Source organism: Acetobacterium sp. KB-1 (genome assembly GCF_003260995.1).
In the GTDB taxonomy this organism is placed as follows: domain Bacteria; phylum Bacillota; class Clostridia; order Eubacteriales; family Eubacteriaceae; genus Acetobacterium; species Acetobacterium carbinolicum.
In genome coordinates, this window is the sequence record NZ_CP030040.1 from 2,566,278 (window position 1) to 2,585,502 (window position 19,225).

The window sequence follows — 19,225 nt, forward strand, 5'->3', positions numbered from 1 at the left end:
GTTTACAGAAACTATTTATCAAAATTATACCATGTATTGATGCTCTTTTTGATTGTTATTTTAAACTTTTCCTGCTTCAAGGCAGATTTTTATGTGCGCTAAAATCAGCCAACTTTTACAATGATTGCAGCAGCGGAGTCCCCGGCTGCACATCCACAGACCAATACGTAACCGCCACCTTTAATAACCGCTTCTTCAATGCCTTCCATTAATAGCCTTGCAATTGTTGGACCTTGAGGATGACCAAATACCAATGATGTCCCATAATTATTGATCCGGGTTTGTTTAATCCCCAGTGTTTTTGCTAAATGAAGGTCATTTGCGATGAAAGGACTATGGTTTTTAATCGCGATCAAATCGTTAATGCCGATACCAGCTTTTTCCATTGCCATTTGTCCGGCACCGGCCGGAGCCGCCGGCATGAATGCTTTTTTTGTTCGATTAAAACCGTAAGAAACAACTTGTACCGTTACTTTTTCGGTGCTTAATGCCGCTGCTTTTTGCTTGGTAGTAATGATCATCCCGGTATTCCCGTCAGCCGGGTGTGTTTGGGAACCGAAGGTATGAATCCCATCTTCAGCAACCGGCCGTAGTTTTTCCAGATCTTCTTTGGTTGTTTGGGCAACGCCTTCGTCTTCACTGATGATCAGGGTGTTTTTTCTTGATTTCAGCTCAATCGGAAACATATATTTTTTCTGGAATGCTCGATCATTGGCCAGAGCATCGGCATATTGTTGATATCGCATTAAGGTTACTTCATCCGCTTCCGCTCTGGTAAATCCGCCTTCTCTGGCCACGTTCTCTGCTGTGGTCAGCATCCCAAAGCCAGTTGAAGGATCGCGGTTGATATTGTCCATGTTGATATTTTCCGACACGACTTCCCCGCCCGGACCTTGTGGATTTGGCCAGATAATATGTGGCCCATTAGAAATCCGATCCGTCATCATGCAATATGCGGTTGACAAGGTACCCATCTCAACTGCTAATGCCGCTGAATAAATGGTATTGGTGGAAGTCGCACATGCATGACTGATGGCCATCCCAGGAATGGTTAAGCCCATTTCATTCGCTGCCCAGGACGCGCCAAAGAAAGATCCCGGCTGGATAACCGTATGACCAAGATAAAGAAACTCGATCATCTGGGGATCAAAACCCTTTGCTTTTAAAAAACGCTTACCGGTCTGGGCCGCCAATTTAATGGAATTTTCATTTTGAAGACTTCCCTGCCATTTACAAAATGGTGTGCTGAAATACCCCCCGTATGGAATATATGCCTTGTTAAACACCGTTGTCCTCCTTGTTAATTTTATTTTTATTGAGACGCCTATTTCACAGTTCGTTATTGCAACTTGAATTATTAGTCGCTTACTGTAAAAAGATGATTGTTGAATTCTTCGCTGAATTTCTCAGTAATAAAATTCGACTTAGCCATACACTTGTCTGCTATTGGTTTAAACCTAAACCATTAAACCTCAACTTCATTTCTGCTGATGACATCATTTTGCATCGCCTCACTTAGCTCGTTAAAATAGGCGGAGTAACCGGCAATCCTGACGACCAGATCGCGATACGCAGCCGGATCTTTTTGTGCGGCTCTCATCGCTTCTGTGCTTACAACGTTATATTGAACCTCCATTCCGCCTTTTTCAAAATAGGCCTTGGTCATATTTAGTAGGGCTTTTTTCGCACCTTGCGTTTGTAGCGATGAGGGATGCACTTTCAGGTTTAGCGCGATGCCATCCATGTATTTCCCATGATCGATGTGACAGGCTGAATTATAAATCGCGGTTGGACCATTTTTATCTCTTCCCTGTCCCGGTGACATCGCGTCTGCCAATGGTTGGCCCGCATTTCTGCCATCAGGTGTCGCATCGGTAACTGCTCCTTGAACAACATGCTGGGCAGCTCCGTAAAGCCCTGCTTTATAAACCTTGGAGCGCTTACTGTAGCATTCTTTACAATTGTCGTAATAGATATCGGTAACCCACCGCATCATTTCATCGGCATCGTTATCATCATTTCCATAATGCGGAACCTCATTTAAAATCTGCTGCTGCAAAACTTCATAGCCTTTCCAATCGGCCATCATGGCATCATAGAGTTCTTTTGCGGTGCAGATTTCCTGATCAAAAACCATGTATTTAATTGCCATTAGCGAGTCCGAAACGGTAGCCAGACCAGTGGCTGTTCCCCCATAAGAGTTGTATTTTGCACCGCCTGCCGCGCAATCTTTTCCGGACGCCATACAGCCCTCGATAGAAATTGACAACGCTGGCGACGGGGCGTAAAATTCGGACAGATTTTCAACATAATTTTGAATGGTAACCGACCATTTATGAAGATAATCAAATTGTTTTTTATAAGCTGCTTTGACCTCGTCAAAGGACTTCATCTCATAAAGATAGCCGGTTTCCAGTCCGCCAGATTTCCCATTTGACGGATTTGTCCCATTGTTTAGCGCCGTCAGTAAAACATTCCCGTGGCTTCCCAATCCGGCTTTTCCATGAAGTCCATTTCCGGCGGGATAATCATTTCCTGAGCCGACGATTTCCTGACAGCCGATGATGCTGTAATCTCTGGCATCCTCAAGCGTCATGTTCAGTTCTTTAACAAGACCGGGAATAATGATCGCATCATTTTGGAACAAGGGTAAGCCCCCGACCCTTCTGGTTGTCTCAATGGCCAGATCCCATAATTTTTCCGGTGTATCTTTATGGATGCGTAAAGAAACTGTCGGATCATGAAGGGAGAGTCTCGCTAAGGTTTCAAGGACCATATAGGTGACTGGATTTGATGCATCGTCACCGGTTATCTTGTTTACCCCACCGATAGTGGTATGGTGATAGGTAACACCTACCCCGGTATATGCGGCAATCCTGGGATTCGATGCCCGATAAAAGCAATTTGATTTAAGGAAAAATGCATCAACTATTTCTTGTGCCGCTTCCAATGTCAATCGGTTTTCTTTAAGATCAGCCTCAAGAAAGGGCCATGTATATTGATCAAATCTTCCAAATGCCAGGGCCGGGTGCCGGGCCTCCATATAAAGCAAAACTTGATACAGGATCACGCCCTGGCAGGCCTCCCAAAATGTTCTGGCCGGATTTTCAGAGAGCCATAAAAGCCCGTCAGCCATCTTTTTAAGCTCTGCTTTCCTGCTGGCATCAGGGCAGTCTTTTGCTTTTAAGGCACATGCCTTGGCATAGTTTTTGATCATCCCCGTTGCTGCATCACAGACAATAACGGCGCTTTTATAGAACATATATTTTTCAACATCATCCCCCATCAAATTGCCTTTATGTGCGTCAATCCAATGTTTTGCTTCGCTTCTAATCCTTCCATAGCCTTTGTTAATGATTTTTTCGTAACCCGCAACCAGATGCCCGGTATGAATGGGTGCTCTCATTTTTTCGCCCATTTCCAGAATCCCCAAGCCGGCAACCTCTTCAAAGCCATCCGGTCCCCAGGAATCAAAATACTGAGTAATGGTTTTATCCTTCCAGAAATCCTGATAACTCATAAACCGCTTTATCTCATCTTCACTCATGCTTAAATGAACCCCGGATTTGTCGGTGCGGTGATACAATCCATCATCCCAATATTCCCAAAGCGCCTTGTCCTCCAGTTCGTTCCACAACCAACTGGCATCCCATTCGGGCCACATGCCTGAACCTAAAAACGCTTTTCCGATATTTCCAACAATTAGTTCAAAGTCCTCTACTCTTGTCGTCATTTTTGTGCAAATCTCATGGGTCACTAAAGCCGTTTTTATACTTGGGGGAACCTTATGGTATTTTTGATAGGCACCTGTTATGAGCTCCACCCTTTGTGCATCCACCGCAATGACCCGGTCTCTCACAAGCTGTCTCATCTGGTTTATTCGTTTGGTTACCGGTCTAAATTCATACATCATCTTTTTTCCTTTCTGATATTTTTTAATTTAACCGTTTCTCTGTTAATGATAAAGCACCCAAAAATCATTTTAATGTGACTTCCAGGTGCCGGTATTTGTTTTAGTTGCTTAAGGTCGTCATTGTAAAATAGAGAATCATATCTTCAATGCATTGCATCGTCTCATCAACGTCGTCTTTCGCTTCTTCCGGAATGCCATATTTTTTCAAGGTCTCATCCAAATCTGTATAATAGTCGCTTTTAATTTTTTTCTCCATCCTGTGCCTCCTAATTCTTTCCATATTCATGAACCGTATCGATGAGGGGTTGAAAAAGATCCCAGTTTATTTGTCCTGCTGTTAGAATGGACTTATCGAAATTAAAGATATACTTACCATCCACTGCGAGGATGTCCAAATATTCCTTCGCCTTATCACAGACTTCCTCTTTTGTCCCACTTTTCATCAGACTGACGGGGAAGAGCCCTGAAATAAGGTGCTTATCACCAACTTTTTCTCTGATCGTTTTGGGATCGCCATACTCAAATTGAAGCTCGCAACCAGGGGGCAGTTCATTTAAATAATCCAGCAAATGCATCCAGTTTTCTTCACAGAAGATGTTGATGCCAAAGCCCTTATCATAAATTGCCCAGACCGTTTCCTTAAAAGAAGGCCACCAGAATTTTGCAAAAAATTTCTCTGACATAAAGGTTGGCATATGCAGAGCAAAGAAAATTCTGGTCAATCTGCTGGGGGTTTCTACATGTCGTGGGCAGCCGGCTTTGATCATCAACGGCGTAATCAGGTTAACGGCTTCAAGCACTTCGTTCGGCTTTCTGCGGATATCGACAAGTGCCCCCGTGAAGGAGCGAAGGTAATCCGCCAGATAATCAAAGGGGGCTCGACTTATTCCCACAAAAGTCGGAAATGCCGACTTATCGTATTTTTTTATCAATGACATATTACCCTGGGCGATTTTTCCATTGATATAATCGTTTGCCTTGATTGTTTTCGCCATTGCCAGAGCGGCCTTCATTGGCGGTGCATCAAATTCTGTAAAGAGCCTTGGAATAACCGTTTCCCAGATAAATTTCAAGGGGTCCGCCAAAAGCAGGTCGTATTCATCCGCTTCCATACCATGAACATTGGGATGCTGTATAAATCCATCTTCTCCCATTACATTGGTTCGACTGCCGGTAAACTTATGCAACCATGGCGTACCTGGCCATGTGCCAATGAGCGTGTATGTGTCATATTTGGCGTTTATCTTTTCTGTCGCATCCAGTACCTTGGTAATACCATATTGGGCCAATCGCAAGTCATAACCAGCTAATTCCAGTGCCGCACAGGCGTTGACGCCCACTTTTTCGGGAACCCGATCCGGCTTATTTCCCGAATAAATATCCGTAAATAATTTTGTTTTATATTCTGTGCTCAATCTTTCTTTAATCACATTATCCCTCTCTTACTTAAATTTTTATGACTAGACATACATTCCACCATTTACATTAAGAACATGTCCAGTAATAAACGATGCCTGATCAGACGCTAAAAACAATACTGCATCAGCAACCTCTTCAGGTTCTCCACCACGCTTTAACGGGATTCTTCCGATAAGTTGTTGCTTAATTTTTTCCGGTATGCTATCTGTCATTTCTGTTAAAATAAATCCTGGTGCGACCGCATTTACCGTTATGCCTCTTTTACCCAGTTCCTTACTCAGCGTCTTTGTCATACCAATCACACCAGCCTTTGCGGCTGAATAATTCGTCTGACCAAAATTCCCCTCTTCTCCGGCAATGGAGGTAATATTAATGATCTTTCCGCTGCCATGGGGAATCATTTCTACCAGTACTTCCTGGATGCAGATAAACATCGATTTAAGATCCGTTTCTAACACACTGTCCCATTGTTCATCGGTCATCTTCGTTATTTGGGCATCCTTTGTTATCCCCGCATTGTTAATAAGGATATCGATTTGACCATAACGACTAATCGTTTTTGCGATTAAATCCTTAACCTCTGTCCGGCTGGTAACGTTGCAATTAACCGAAAACGCCTCTCCGCCTGCCACTTTGATCTCTTTTTCAACCTTTAAACAAGCCTCATAATTAATATCCGTTACAACGATTTTTGCCCCGGATTGAGCTAGCTTTAATACCATCGCCTTACCCAGTCCCTGAGCAGAACCGGTGACAATGGCAACTTTATTATCGAGTCTCATTACTGCCTCCTTTCAAGTTCTTGCCGTTTGTGAGCTGGAAATCATACTATTTTTAAGCTGATTCCACTGCTCGTAAAAAATACTGCTATCCATCTCTTTTAGATCTGGTGAAATTCTCGGTGCAAATTCCATTGCCGGTAAGATGTCTCTTTCAATGCTGATCCCCGGTGCGATTTCAATGAGTGTCATTTCACCATCTTCTAAGGTAAAAACAGCCCTTTCCGTGATGTAAAGAACAGGTTGCTTTATTTCGGTGGCATATTCACCGCTAAAGGTTATATGATCGACCTGATTCACAAATTTTTTTACGCGTCCCTCTTCGAGAATGCGGATTTTCCCATCCTTGATTTCATACTTTCCACCACCAGCAGTAAAGGTTCCACAAAAGATTACTTTTTTTGAATTCTGTGAAATATTGATAAATCCGCCGGAACCGACCACCTTTTTCCCAAATTTACTGACATTAAGATTTCCCTTTTTATCGGTTTGTGCCAGCCCTAGAAAGGTTGCACTAAGACCGCCACCATCGTAAAAGTCGAATTGAGCCTCATGCTCAATGATGGCCTCGGCATTATAGGCTACCCCAAAATCATCGCCGGCACCAGGGATTCCGCCATAAGTTCCCAGTTCCGTTGTCATCACCAGATCATCCGCAATTCCCTCTTCTGAGGCCACTCTGGCCACGCCATCAGGCATTCCGATACCAAGATTGATGATACCATTGGCATCCAGTTCCATGGCTGCTCTTCTTGCAATTATTTTTCGCTCATTAAAAAGCATTGGTTTGATTGAGTCCATGGGCATCTTTAAATCGCCGACAAACGCTGGATTAAATTGTGTTCCCGTGGTTTGCATATGGTTTTCAGGACTGGCAACGACGATATAATCAACCAGCGCACCCGGCACCTTTACGTCCAACGGATGTAATGAGCCCGCCTTTGCCAGATATTCAACTTGAGCAATGACGATGCCGCCTGAGTTTTTTGCTGCCTGAGCCATCGGCAGCGCTTCCAGTAAAAGACCTTCTTTCTCCATTGAGAGATTTCCCTTTTGATCGGCTGTTGTGGCCCTAATAATTGCAACATCAATAGGAAATGTTTTATATCGCAACCACTCCTGATTGTCAATTTCCATCAGCTCGACCAGATCCTCTTTGGTACATTTTGTTATTTTTCCACCTTGAAGCCTTGGATCGACATAGGTTCTCAGGCCTACCTTGGTAATGACACCCGGTTTTTTCCCCGCAATCTCTCTCCACAGATGGGCCATGACCCCCTGTGGCAGCAGATAGGTTTCTATTTTATTTTCGGTTATGAGTTCGCCCATTCGCGGTGCCTGACCGGTGTGCCCTGAAATCAGACGCTCGGTCAATCCCTCGTATGCCAGGTGGTTCATCCCCTTATCTTTGCCATCCCCGCATCCACAGCTATGTACGATTGTAAGGTTTTTAGGCTGTCCCGTTTCTAAAAAACGCTTTTCCAGCGCAACTGCAATTTCTTCGGGAAAACAACAGAGTCCTGCGGTTGTCCATACCACCGTTGATTTGTCTTTAATTAAGCCCACTGCTTCACGGGCTAAAATTTGTTTACTCATTAAAAGCTCTCCTTCTTGTGCCTATTTGTAGTTAAACCAGCCCTTTTGTACTTTTTTTCCGATTCTGCCGGCATTGACGATTCTTTTTAAAACGATTGGCGGTGCCCAATTGGGTTGGGCCAGTTCGGTATGCATATATTTAAGGGTATCAAAGGCGATATCATTTCCTGTGAAATCCATTAGTGTGAAGGGGCCCATCGGGTGATTTAATCCCAATGTCATGGCCTTATCGATATCTTCTACCGATGCAATCCCCTCCTCCAAAACGAGTAAAGCCTCTCTAAACTGCGTTAACATCAATCGATTTACCACAAATCCGGGGGTATCTTTTTTGACCTCAATGCTTTCCTTTCCGATTGACCGGACCAATTCTTTAAGCGCTACAATAATCTCATCACTGGTATAGTATCCCCTAATAATCTCAACAAGTTTCATTACCGGGGCTGGATTAAAAAAGTGGAGTCCAACCATTCTTTCGGGTTGACTTAAGGCCGAGGCCATCTTAGTAATTGACATGGTCGAGGTATTGGTTGCAAAAATTGTTTCAGCCCGGCAGATTTTTTCCAAACTCGAAAACAACTGAATCTTCGCATCCATGTTTTCAGTAATTGCTTCAATAATTAGATCAACCGCTGTCATCTCATTTAAGTCTATTGTTATCTTAATCTGACCTAACAATTCCGTTTTTTTATCTTCTGTCCATTTTCCCTTGCGAATCTTACTATCCAAAACATTTCCGATTGAAGCAAGGGCACGTTCGAGGTGATCGTTATTCACATCACTCAGTATGACGTTATATCCATATTGGGCCATAATATGGGCAATCCCGGTTCCCATTGCACCGGACCCGACGACTCCAATTGTTCTAATACCCATTCTGTTTCACTCCTTATTCTGTCGTTTTGCCGATCCGTCTTTATTTTCTTAACGCCGGTTAAAGAATCGACTCATTATTTAACGGATCTTTTCTTTACATTAATGATCACATTTCTCTTATGACCACAAAAAGATTCATACACCTAAGCTTGCTGGCTTTGTCTTTCCTTAATCTCCTCTTTCATTATCTCCAGATCATCCTGTTTTAGATTGTAAAACAGGATACAAATAAAGCCAAATACTGCTGCCACAGCCGGTAGTAGCGTCGCAATAAGAGCCACCCCCTGCTGAATCTCAGGTGTTGGAGGCATTCCACCAACATAGCCAATTGCTGCTAACGCATAAGCTGCGATACTGCCTGAAATAACCATCGCTATTTTAATTGGAAATGCGGAAAGTGACATCACAATTCCTTTTGCAGATTTTCCTGTTTTCCATTCTGCGTAGTCGGCACAATCTGAATATACCGCCCCTGAAATTGAGAATCCAAAACCACTTGATAGCGAGGCTAGACCACTCAGTGCCAGGAAGGCCATTGGTTCTCTACCAATAAAGTATGCCAGTACAAGGAAAAACGCTTGCCCGAACAATCCAATAATATAGGTTTTTTTAGTGCCGAGTCTTTTGGCAATTTGTGGTCCAATCAGATTCCCAACAAAACCACCGACTGTCAGACTTAAGAAATACATTGAAACAAGCGCCATATCGCCGGCAACATACTGATAAAAATAAACGGCAAATCCCGCCAGCGACAAAGCGGCTGTAAATCTCCCTAACTCCGCCAGCATCAGAATGATCAGATGTTTATTGGTTACCACCTGGTTGATCATCTCACGACCAGTTGGCACATTCTTTTTCGGCCATCGTCCCGGAATATCGACCGGTTTTGCTGCCCGTGCACTGATCATATAACCGACCCATTGCAGCGTCGCAAAAATCAGCATGTAGAGAAAAAACCCTCTGGCATTTCTGACTTCTTCCCCACCCAGCCACATAATCAGTGGCAATGATATCAGGCTAAAAAGAATCCGACTTGCGGTATTCATCTGATTGGTTCTCGATGCCACCATGATCCTGCTTTTAGGTGTATTACCCATTGCTGGCAGGAGCGAAAACCGGGATGCATAACTAAAGTTCACAAATATATGACCGAGCATATAGAATACCGAAAAATAGATCGCCATTGCCACTTCACTCATCCCACTTGGCACTCTAAACATCATGATAAAACAAAAAGCCACCACGGCCGGAGCGATCATCATCCAGGAACGGTATTTTCCCCACGGCAGGTTCGATTTCTCGATGATCGCACCAGTTAGTGGTACCGATATTGCATCGACAATCCGGTTGATGAGTAACATTGTCCCAACAATCGCTGGTCCCAATAACGCAATATCGGTTAAGAAATACGCAAAGTAGCTAACTGCCACCTGCATCATCAGTCCAAATCCAACTTCCGCCGCACCAAAGGCCGTCGCTCTTCCAGTACTTAACGAGAATTCTGAACTTCTCACATTCTCAATACTTGCTGCGCTTCCCACATTATTAACACTCACTACACTTTCCTCCTTTTTCCCCTTAAGCTTCGACTTCTTGCTAAGCCGTTACAAATTATGAAGTTTAAAAACTCCACAAAAATTGTCCAAATACGCTAATTTAATCGTTTTCACAAAACCCGGACATTTCCCTTTTCTGCAAGTTTTTTTATCTTATCTCATCACGTTTTTTCTCACGCTTCCTTTCTTTTAATTCCAATCTAAAAACGCTTTGTAAAACTTATGCTATTTCCAAAATTAAACTTGGTTAACTTGATTATAGCGACTCACTATCCTCTCTACAATGAATAAAGAGGACATCTTTTTTACTCATTTTGTCCTATTTCAAACATTCTATTGTATGTATAAGAATAAATGATCCTTCTCTAAGGACGCTAAGGACGCAAAAAAATTTTTCTGGTCCTGATATATCATTGTTTAAACGGTTTCACTGCTATAGAATTTTTAATAACAAACGTTTTTTTTGTAAAGCGTTTCGAATTTGCAATAAACTGTAAAGGGAAGAGAGTGCCATGAATCAAGAAATAATAGGTCGAATTTATGATATTCAAGGGTTTTCCATTCATGATGGCCCGGGGATTAGAACGAGCGTTTTTCTCAGCGGTTGTCCACTTTGCTGTCGCTGGTGTCATAATCCCGAATCAATTCCATTTCATTATGTGTTGTCGTATACGTCAGTGAAATGCATTGGCATCGAAGCATGCGGATTGTGTTTGTCCGTTTGTAAGCATAATGCCTTAAAAACTGATAAACCAAAGCATTCACCTTTGCACAAGAGCGAAATTTCGCTTATTGACGTTGATCGTGATAAATGCACAAATTGTTTCGACTGCGTGCATGTATGCAAGTCAAACGCCCTTGTTGCTTCAGGTCACGACATGAAACTTACCGATGTCATGGCAAGAATTTTAAAAGATCGGGCCTATTACAATAACTCCGGCGGTGGTCTAACCGTCTCCGGCGGTGAAGCCCTCGCACAAATTGATTTTACGGTAGCACTATTAAAAGCGGCCAAAAATGAAAACATCCACACCTGTTTAGATACAACTGGTTTTGCCGCGTGGGAAACCCTGAAGAGAACCCTTCCTTATGTTGATTTATATCTCTACGACTTAAAACACATGGATACAAACCAGCATAAGAAGTACACCGGGGTTTTTAATGACAAGATCCTTGAAAACGCAAAAAATCTCGTTGAAGCGGGAGGAAAAATTCAATTTCGTTTTCCTATCATTCCCGGCATCAATGATTCTGAAGAAAATCTACGCGCCACCGGTGCGTTCATCCAGGCCCTTAGTCCCTCAGTCGAGCTACTCCAAATACTTCCCTATCATCAATTGGGCCTTCTCAAATATGATAAACTGGGAACAGAAAATCAGCTTAAAGATTTAAAATCACCAAGTGATGAGCTTATGCAAAGCTACAAACAACTCTTAGAAACCTATTTTACACCTGTTCAAATACACTAAGTCTATTTAGTTACTATTATGCCTTTAATCTGGGGCTAACGTGACGATATTTTTAAGGAGGTCTTTTTAATGTTTAAATTTGCAGCAATCAGTCCCCGCATCCAGCGCTTGCGTGACAAGCGTGATGCCGCTAATAAGGGACGCACGATTCTAGATGGTGAACGGACCAAAATTTATACCGACTACTACAAGACACACGAAGCGGAGCCCAACATCTTAAAGCGCGCTCATTGTCTTTATGAGTGGTGCTTAAATAAAACCATTTTGGTCGAAGATGAAGATATTTTTGTGGGTCAGATTGGTCGCTCTTACCGGTCCCTAAACAGCTTTGTTGAGTGGGATGCCTCCTGGCTTCATCAAGCAACTCATGATGATGCCGGTTTCAAAAGCGCTTGGCAGAGTGAAGACGCCTTTGCCTATATGAGTGACTCCGATCGGGATATTTTTAAAGAGGCTTCCGAATATTGGCTGGATCGATCACTTTCAGCCCGCTATTTAGAAAGCATTCCACCCGTACTGCAAGGTTTTCAAGGCAATGGGTGCTCCGATTTTTTTGCCCGCAAACCCAGTTTGGGCGGTGTCCCTCAGGGGCATTACAGTCCCAACTTTCAGAAAGTCATTTCTTACGGATTTGGCGGAATTAAACGTGAAATCCGCGAAAAAATGGATCAGCTGCAAGGCCAGATCTACGGCAATGATGCCGCCAAATTTCTCTTTTATCAGGCCGCCGATATTGTCTGCGATGCGGCCCTTGTCTTTACTAAGCGATATGCTAAAGAATGCGCCCGGCAGGCCAAGAACCATGCTGATCCTGAGCGCCGAGCCGAACTGCTTGACATGGCTGATTCCCTTAACTGGATCATGGAGCATCCGGCTCGAAATACCTGGGAAGCTCTGCAATGTGTTGTTCTCTATCAGATCATGCTTGTCGCCGACGGTCAGCAACATGGCTTATCGCAAGGGCGAGTCGACCAATACGCCGGCTGGTTCGCCGAGGCTGAACTCAAATCAGGAACCCTCACAATGGCGACACTCCAAGAATATGCTGATGCTTTTTTCCTTAAATTAAACGATAATCTTATTCAGGTTCGCATGAGTACAAACGACATGTTGTCAAAAATGTATAGCGGAAAAGGCTATTCCTATAATACCGGCGGTCATCACTTCACCATCGGAGGCATTAAAAAAGATGGATCGGATGCCACAAATGCGTTAACCCGATGTCTGCTTCATACTACTGGCCGGATGTTTCTCGCTGATCCTTCCGTTGACATTCGCATCCACAAGAACACGCCTTCCGATGTATGGGAGTTAGCAATTCAATCAAGCAAGGCCTGCGGTGGGGTCCCCTCATTTGAAAATGATGAGCTGATCATACCGATGCTACTCAAGCGTGGACGAACTCTGGAGGATGCGCGCGACTATTGTATTATCGGATGTGTCGAACCTTCCGGCTCTGGAAATGAATGGTCTGCCAGTGGTGGTCCTGGTTCTGAAGTATTCTTTAACCTTTTAGGACCCATTATTATGGCCATCCATAATGGCACAAATCCGCTGACGGATTTCTCAAAAGGTCTCAAAACAGGTTACCTCTACGATTACAAGACCTTTGATGAATTCAAGGACGCATTTGCTGCCCAGTTAAAGTACTTTCTCGATTGGCAGATAACCGGGGGAAATTGTTTTGAGCTGATGTACGCCGATCATTTTCCTGCCGTTGTTGCCTCTACGACCATGGATGGCTGTGTCGAAAGCGGCAGGGATGCACTTTCTGGCGGCTGCAAATATAACTCAACAGGACTAACCGGTTGCGGAATCGGCAATGTGGCGGATTCTCTAATAGCCATCAAAAAATTATGTTTTGATGATCAGACCGTTACAACCAAAGAACTTTATAACGCCTTATGTGCCAACTGGAAAGGCTACGAAGCCCTCCATCAAGCCATTGTTTTTGACATTCCCCATTACGGAAATGACATTGATGAGGTCGATGAGCTGGCGGCCTGGGTGATGGAATTAGCGAATGATCACGTTTCTGCTGCCACCAATCCCAGAGGCGGTAACTGGGCATTTGGAACCTTCACCATGACTGTCCATGTTGATTATGGTTCAAAAACTGATGCCACACCTGACGGCAGACAAAAAGGTGAGCCTCTTGCTGAAGCCATCTCCGCCAGACAGGGCTTTGATCGAAATGGGGTTACCGCCTATCTGAATACGGTCTCTAAACTACCTCAAAGGATGCTCGGTAATGGCGACCAAATGAACCTCCGCTTCAGTCCTTCCTGTGTCGCGAATAAAGAAGGCGTTGAGAAGCTTCGTCAATTAATGAGCACTTACTTTGAAAATGGCGGCATGGAGGTACAGTTTAATGTTGTTGACACAGAGACGCTTTATCAGGCTCAGAAAAATCCGGAGGAATTTAGAAATCTAATCGTACGCATTGCCGGCTTTTCCGTCTATTTTGTCGAAATGCCTAAGGTTCTGCAGGATGATTTTATTTCCAGAACTGAGCACAACACACTTTAAATCTGATCTGATCAAGCTCAATTTGGATCTGACCGGCTACGACAATGTAATCACCAGCCGTTTGAATGGCATAATTGTATGCCTCAAGAATTTCATCTTTTTCGCAGCCGGTTAGAACCCCTATTAAAAGGACGATTGCCACAAACGCAAATAGTCGCTTTTTCATCAAAATACCACCTTTCCTGAAAAATCATCGACCTTTTGGCCTCTTTCTGATGAGAATATCGGTTTTTTTATGTTTTTTCCGCTTAAAAACTGCTTGTGGTGGATTTGTTAGTCTCACAATCGTGATTGTAAGCAAAAGCATTATCGTAATGGATAACATGGATAGTGTAAGATTTCCGTGTTCGGAAGTATTCATGAATGTTCCCGTATCGAATCTCATCACCGTCAATCCTGATAGAATCGGGTACAGACTTCGCATCGTGACATCCTTAATAAACATAGCGCTGTATCCGAACAAAAAAGACACAATAACGCCTCCCATAAAAATTCCCGGTTTCCTGCTTGTAAAAGCGATGATGGGCAGAACCGCTATATATGTAAAAGCTGATATTCCCAACATCTGTAAAAGACCCGTGCATAAAACAACAGCGCTCAGACCTGAAATACCGGACAGTACTCCGACAATCAGCGTTATTGTATAGCTGTAAAACCCAAACAGTACACTTAAGATTCCCATTGCCAGGAGTTTTCCAAATAGTAACCGCTGAAAGCTTACTGGAACCGTCAAGATATTTTTTAAAGTATTATCTGTATATTCGCGGCTGATTAGATAGCCTCCAATTAAAGTGAAAATGACAGGCATAAAAATGGTTGCACTATTCCATATGGTACTGTTAAAGAGCGCTAAAAAGTCAAAATTCTGTGTCGTCACCTCTGGGGTGGCAACTGCTTGTGTGAATACCGACAAAATTGCCGGAAGTGTCATGCCAATGAGACCAATGAGCAAAACGTGAAATCTCTTTAATTTAAAAAATTCGGTTTTTATAATGCCAAGCACAAAAGATACCCCCTTTCTCTAAATTTCTCGGCGCCGATAAATCCAGATCATCAGCCAAACGCAAACTGCTGCTTCCAACAAAAGCACACCAAAACATACCGGTGTCGCTATAAAATATTGGCTGAAACGATTGTAAAATTCTGTCTGAATTTCACCGATCGGCTCATAAAATTGGTAGAACCACCGAAAAATAATAGGAACAGGCATCAGTGTTCCGATATTTAGCCCTAAAGGCTGCATCAGAACCACTTCGCTAAGACGCATCGCATAATTTAGCAACGAGTAAAAGAAGACGATAATTACTGATAGAATGTAACTTTTATTAAACCACACAACCAACACAATACAGGGAAGCGCAGCCGCCCACATGAGTATCCCCATCGCTGTTGTAAGCGATAATTGAAATATAAAACCATTCAACGGAATGTCTTGAAAAATAGCTATCACCGTGCTGACTGTAAACCCCATTAGTTGAAAAGCAAACGAAAAAAGTAGCAAAACTAATAACTTCACAATAACCAATTGATCTTTTGATACCGGTATGCTAAGCAGATTTTTTAGCGTATCATGATCCTGCTCGACAAAAAACAGATTAGCTGCCAGAATAATCAGCAGGGGCATTAAAAGCAAGAAGGCGTTGTCCTCTCTTACTCCTGACTGAAAACTTGCAAAATCCGAACCTGATAGTAATACAGCATTAAAAAGAGGAAAAACGAAAGCCGCCAAAATTCCTAAAAAAAATATCTTCTTTCTTTTGAATTTTTTAAATTCACTAAGAAGCAGGTTATGCAATGCCCTCACCTCCGGTTATACGTTTGAAGTAATCCTCTAAAGTATCTTCACACGTGTGGGCTTCCGATACCTCCAATCCACTTTCAATAAAAGTACGGTTTAATTTCGCCACAGACAAATTATTATCATAAAGACGTAAGCTGTGATCATTTTCCACTGTAAAGTTATTTACCCTAAAATTTCTCTCCATGATTCTGGCTGCCTGCGCTGAATCAGAAACAATAAAGTGAATGTATTTGCCGTTTTTTTCTTCCAGTTCAGCAAGACTCTCCTCCTCCAGTAATACACCCTGATCAATGATTCCAATGTCATCGACCAACAGGGCGATTTCTGAAAGAATATGGCTGGAAATTAAAATGGTTTTCCCTTTCGCATCACACAGCTCCCGAATAAACGAACGTACCTCGGCAATCCCAATTGGATCAAGCCCATTGATCGGCTCATCCAAAATCAGTAGTTCCGGGTCATGCATGATGGCAAGTGCGATTGCCAAGCGCTGCTTCATACCGAGGGAGTACTGAGAAAACAGCTTTTTATCTCTGTACGGCAACCCGACAACCTCTAATGCACTTGAAACAGCATCACGCTTAGAAACACCTCTAAGCTGAGCGAATATTTTTAAATTTTCCGTTCCTGTCAAATTTGGATAAAATCCCGGTGATTCAATTAAACTACCAATACGGGGTAGAATTTTTTTTTTCATTTCCCTGAATACTTTTTCCAAAAATCTTAACTTCTCCGGAAGTAGGTCGCGTTAGATTCAGCAGCATTTTCATGGTCGTGGTTTTTCCGGCGCCATTTCGACCAAGTAGTCCATAGATGCGGCCTTTTTTAATATGGATATTCAAGTTAGCAACACTTTTTTGCTCACCATATTGTTTTGTAATATTTTTTGTTTCGATTATAAAATCACTCAAACTAAGAACCTCCTTTTCTTGTTGAAATAAGTTTACCATGCCAACGTTGCATTAACCTTGCCGCAACCTTGTATTAACCTTGCAATTTTTAAAAAAAGAATCCCTGCCGTAGCAGGGATTCTTCACTCAATTAGTGGTAAAAAGACAGTGAAAACAGTATATTGATGTGGTTCACTTTGAACAGTAATTCTGCCCTTCATTTTTTCAACCATCTGCCGAACAATGGACAGTCCCAATCCACTGCCCTTATCAGAACGACCTTTATCACATTTATATAGTCTTTCAAAGATGTGTTGCAACTCGTTTTTTTCAATTCCGATCCCGTTATCCTCGATACAGATTTCTATTTCAGTTTCCTTTTCTGCCACTTCAATTTTAATCTGCCCACCCTGACTGTGGACAATGACGTTTTGAACCAGATTATTAACAATACGGGCATATCCATCCATATCTACCCTAGTAAATAGTGGTTTTTCCGGAATTTCGATTTTATAATCCAAATAGCTTTCCTCAAAAATGGGTATCCAGTCTTTTAAAATATTTCGTGTCAGCTCCGCAATTTCGACCCGCTCTATGGCTAGAGCGAATTCGCTGGAGTTTAATTTAAACCAATCGAATAGAATATCAATATAATCTTTCAAGTCATGTGCTTTCCGTCTTGCAATCTCGAGATATTCCTCCCGCTCTTTACCAACTATAACACCCCTATGAACGGCATCCAAATAACCGATCAAAGTTGTAAGTGGTGTTCTTACATCATGAGAAAGACTGGTCATAATCTGACGATTGGTTTCGTCCGCCGCTTTGAGCTGTAAGATCTGTCTTTCATAGCGATAAACAATTTGATTTATTTTATAGGAAAGATCAGCGGTCAACTCATCGTTTGTAGCAAGAATTTTTCGATTACCGTTTCCAGATTCAATATCAATCAAGGCATCCATCATGTCCTTAAGCTGACGCTTAACACCAATCAGTTTTGACAAACAGATCATACCGAAAATAAGTGCAAGACAAAACAATATGCCCAAAACTACCTCGCGAATCACGGTCTACACCCCTTTGTTGAAACGATAACCAATCCCCTTTACCGTTTGGATATAAAACGGTGTGCCGGATTCAGGTTCGATCTTTTTGCGGAGGCGGCTAATTATCGCCATAATGTTACTGTCATCATAAGCGTAAGATTCACCCCAAACTTCCTCATAAATCTGTTGTTTCGTTAGAATTCTTCCTTGATTTTTAGCACAGAACAGCAGAAGATCAAATTCTTTGGGGGGCAATTCAAATGTACCAGTCAGCGTGGTCACGCTCCGGCTATCTAGGTCAATGGTCAATCCTTGGTAGGTCATCGGATGAGAATGCTCTCCCTTCAGATTGAAACGTGTATATCGGCGTATCAAAGAAACCACCCGGGCAATCAGTTCATCCATATCAAATGGCTTTGTCAAATAGTCATCTGCACCGGAACGAAGCCCGCGGACTTTTGATATACTATCATTTTTAGACGTCAACATAAGAATGGGAATACTGCTTTGTTGGCGTATTTTCTCCATTGTCTGAAAGCCGTCCATTCCCGGCATCATCACATCTAAAAGGATCAGCTGGTAGTCATTCTTTTCGAGCATGATCAGCCCATCTACGCCTGACGAGCCGCAATCTGCATCTATATTTTCAGCCGCCACACTCTGCTTTATCAAAGCGCATAATTCCTTATCATCATCTATAATTAAAATTCTATTTGTCATACTTCCTCCTTATCGTATATTGTTATCTATAACATCATAACATATCTACAATATAAAAGCAGAGCCAAACCTTACTACCATCTAATGAATTCGTGCAACTCCGTCGCAGCTCTCGCTACGCCTGCGTTTGGGGTTCGCCCCATAAAAAAATAGCGATGAATATTGATTTTCAAGTAAACTTGAATCAATGCTTCACTTTACTGCCGTTTTACTCGCTCATGCGGCACTTCGGCGTAGCTAGCGCTACGCCTACGTCGCGTCAGTCGCCAGATGGCTCCTTCCTAAAAAATATAAAAAGAGCGGTGATTAAACCTTACTGCCGTCTAATGATTCCGTGCAACTCCGTCTCCGCTGCGCTACGCCTCCGTTTGGGGCTTCGCCCCATAAAAAAATACAGATATAAATATTGATTTTCAAGCTCACTTGAATCAATATTCATATCTGTATTTTTTTGCACGGCTTCATTTAAATAAAAGTCCCGCAATGTCCTATCCTCCCAGGCAGTTGCCCACCAAGTACTTTCGGCGCTGGAAGACTTTACTTCTGTGTTCGGTATGGGAACAGGTGTRGCCCTTCCGCCATCATTACGGAACTAGTTAGACTAGTTNWAAACTATTTAATTATAATTGCA

Annotated in this window: 15 protein-coding genes, 1 rRNA gene and 1 pseudogene; 2 read left to right on the forward strand and 15 right to left on the reverse strand. The window is 42.7% G+C overall.

What is annotated here, in order from left to right:
- Window positions 1-104: 104 nt before the first annotated feature.
- From DOZ58_RS11840 to DOZ58_RS11870, 8 genes are all read right to left on the reverse strand, one after another.
- The gene (locus DOZ58_RS11840) at window positions 105-1,286 is read right to left on the reverse strand and encodes a thiolase family protein (protein WP_111888476.1); all 1,182 of its coding nucleotides are present in this window, start codon (window positions 1,284-1,286) and stop codon (window positions 105-107) included.
- Between the two features lie 179 nt (window positions 1,287-1,465).
- Window positions 1,466-3,913, reverse strand: a complete 2,448-nt coding sequence (locus DOZ58_RS11845) for a pyruvate formate lyase family protein (RefSeq protein WP_111888477.1) — start codon at window positions 3,911-3,913, stop codon at window positions 1,466-1,468.
- Window positions 3,914-4,013: 100 nt separating this feature from the next.
- A complete protein-coding gene (locus DOZ58_RS18705) occupies window positions 4,014-4,169 on the reverse strand; it encodes a hypothetical protein (RefSeq protein ID WP_204355400.1) in 156 nt (51 codons plus the stop codon).
- Window positions 4,170-4,179: 10 nt separating this feature from the next.
- Window positions 4,180-5,343, reverse strand: a complete 1,164-nt coding sequence (locus DOZ58_RS11850; protein WP_111888478.1) for a uroporphyrinogen decarboxylase family protein — start codon at window positions 5,341-5,343, stop codon at window positions 4,180-4,182.
- Between the two features lie 30 nt (window positions 5,344-5,373).
- Window positions 5,374-6,114, reverse strand: a complete 741-nt coding sequence (gene fabG / locus DOZ58_RS11855) for a 3-oxoacyl-[acyl-carrier-protein] reductase (RefSeq protein WP_111888479.1) — start codon at window positions 6,112-6,114, stop codon at window positions 5,374-5,376.
- 12 nt (window positions 6,115-6,126) lie between these two features.
- Window positions 6,127-7,707, reverse strand: a complete 1,581-nt coding sequence (locus tag DOZ58_RS11860) for an acyl CoA:acetate/3-ketoacid CoA transferase (protein ID WP_111888480.1) — start codon at window positions 7,705-7,707, stop codon at window positions 6,127-6,129.
- Window positions 7,708-7,728: 21 nt separating this feature from the next.
- Window positions 7,729-8,583: a 3-hydroxyacyl-CoA dehydrogenase family protein gene (locus DOZ58_RS11865; RefSeq protein WP_111888481.1), complete on the reverse strand. Its 855-nt coding sequence runs from the start codon at window positions 8,581-8,583 to the stop codon at window positions 7,729-7,731.
- Between the two features lie 143 nt (window positions 8,584-8,726).
- On the reverse strand, window positions 8,727-10,139 hold the full coding sequence (locus DOZ58_RS11870; RefSeq protein ID WP_111888482.1) for an MFS transporter: 1,413 nt from the start codon (window positions 10,137-10,139) through the stop codon (window positions 8,727-8,729).
- A 512-nt stretch (window positions 10,140-10,651) separates the two neighbouring features.
- On the opposite strand from DOZ58_RS11870, the gene DOZ58_RS11875 reads away from it, so the two are divergent.
- Both DOZ58_RS11875 and DOZ58_RS11880 read left to right on the forward strand, forming a co-directional pair.
- Window positions 10,652-11,608, forward strand: a complete 957-nt coding sequence (locus DOZ58_RS11875; protein WP_111888483.1) for a glycyl-radical enzyme activating protein — start codon at window positions 10,652-10,654, stop codon at window positions 11,606-11,608.
- 69 nt (window positions 11,609-11,677) lie between these two features.
- Window positions 11,678-14,137 carry a pyruvate formate lyase family protein gene (locus DOZ58_RS11880; RefSeq protein WP_111888484.1) on the forward strand — a complete coding sequence of 820 codons (2,460 nt, stop codon included), beginning with the start codon at window positions 11,678-11,680 and terminating at the stop codon, window positions 14,135-14,137.
- On the opposite strand, the gene DOZ58_RS11885 is transcribed toward DOZ58_RS11880, so the two are convergent.
- The 7 genes and pseudogenes from DOZ58_RS11885 to rrf all read right to left on the reverse strand — a co-directional run bounded on the left by DOZ58_RS11885 (window position 14,106) and on the right by rrf (window position 19,186).
- Window positions 14,106-14,303 carry a hypothetical protein gene (locus tag DOZ58_RS11885; RefSeq protein WP_111888485.1) on the reverse strand — a complete coding sequence of 66 codons (198 nt, stop codon included), beginning with the start codon at window positions 14,301-14,303 and terminating at the stop codon, window positions 14,106-14,108. The genes DOZ58_RS11880 and DOZ58_RS11885 overlap by 32 nt on opposite strands.
- Before the next feature lie 24 nt (window positions 14,304-14,327).
- On the reverse strand, window positions 14,328-15,140 hold the full coding sequence (locus DOZ58_RS11890) for an ABC transporter permease (RefSeq protein WP_111888486.1): 813 nt from the start codon (window positions 15,138-15,140) through the stop codon (window positions 14,328-14,330).
- An 18-nt stretch (window positions 15,141-15,158) separates the two neighbouring features.
- Window positions 15,159-15,941 carry an ABC transporter permease gene (locus tag DOZ58_RS11895; RefSeq protein WP_242988489.1) on the reverse strand — a complete coding sequence of 261 codons (783 nt, stop codon included), beginning with the start codon at window positions 15,939-15,941 and terminating at the stop codon, window positions 15,159-15,161.
- A pseudogene (locus tag DOZ58_RS11900) lies at window positions 15,925-16,849 on the reverse strand (ABC transporter ATP-binding protein). The gene DOZ58_RS11895 and the pseudogene DOZ58_RS11900 overlap by 17 nt, the downstream one beginning before the upstream one ends.
- Window positions 16,850-16,971: 122 nt before the next feature.
- Window positions 16,972-17,841, reverse strand: a complete 870-nt coding sequence (locus tag DOZ58_RS11905; protein ID WP_204355401.1) for a sensor histidine kinase KdpD — start codon at window positions 17,839-17,841, stop codon at window positions 16,972-16,974.
- A 57-nt stretch (window positions 17,842-17,898) separates the two neighbouring features.
- Window positions 17,899-18,594 (reverse strand): response regulator transcription factor, encoded by a 696-nt coding sequence (locus tag DOZ58_RS11910; RefSeq protein WP_111888489.1) that lies wholly within the window; start codon window positions 18,592-18,594, stop codon window positions 17,899-17,901.
- Window positions 18,595-19,069: 475 nt separating this feature from the next.
- Window positions 19,070-19,186: ribosomal RNA gene (rrf, locus tag DOZ58_RS11915) — 5S ribosomal RNA — on the reverse strand.
- Between the last annotated feature and the right edge of the window lie 39 nt (window positions 19,187-19,225).

Excerpts from the sequence above, each read along its gene's own strand:
- DOZ58_RS11845 (WP_111888477.1), bottom strand. The coding sequence starts at position 3,913 with ATGATGTATGAATTTAGACCGGTAACCAAACGAATAAACCAGATGAGA.
- DOZ58_RS18705 (WP_204355400.1), bottom strand. The coding sequence starts at position 4,169 with ATGGAGAAAAAAATTAAAAGCGACTATTATACAGATTTGGATGAGACC.
- fabG (WP_111888479.1), bottom strand. The coding sequence starts at position 6,114 with ATGAGACTCGATAATAAAGTTGCCATTGTCACCGGTTCTGCTCAGGGA.
- DOZ58_RS11860 (WP_111888480.1), bottom strand. The coding sequence starts at position 7,707 with ATGAGTAAACAAATTTTAGCCCGTGAAGCAGTGGGCTTAATTAAAGAC.
- DOZ58_RS11865 (WP_111888481.1), bottom strand. The coding sequence starts at position 8,583 with ATGGGTATTAGAACAATTGGAGTCGTCGGGTCCGGTGCAATGGGAACC.
- DOZ58_RS11875 (WP_111888483.1), top strand. The coding sequence starts at position 10,652 with ATGAATCAAGAAATAATAGGTCGAATTTATGATATTCAAGGGTTTTCC.
- DOZ58_RS11880 (WP_111888484.1), top strand. The coding sequence starts at position 11,678 with ATGTTTAAATTTGCAGCAATCAGTCCCCGCATCCAGCGCTTGCGTGAC.
- DOZ58_RS11885 (WP_111888485.1), bottom strand. The coding sequence starts at position 14,303 with ATGAAAAAGCGACTATTTGCGTTTGTGGCAATCGTCCTTTTAATAGGG.
- DOZ58_RS11905 (WP_204355401.1), bottom strand. The coding sequence starts at position 17,841 with ATGATCTGTTTGTCAAAACTGATTGGTGTTAAGCGTCAGCTTAAGGAC.
- DOZ58_RS11910 (WP_111888489.1), bottom strand. The coding sequence starts at position 18,594 with ATGACAAATAGAATTTTAATTATAGATGATGATAAGGAATTATGCGCT.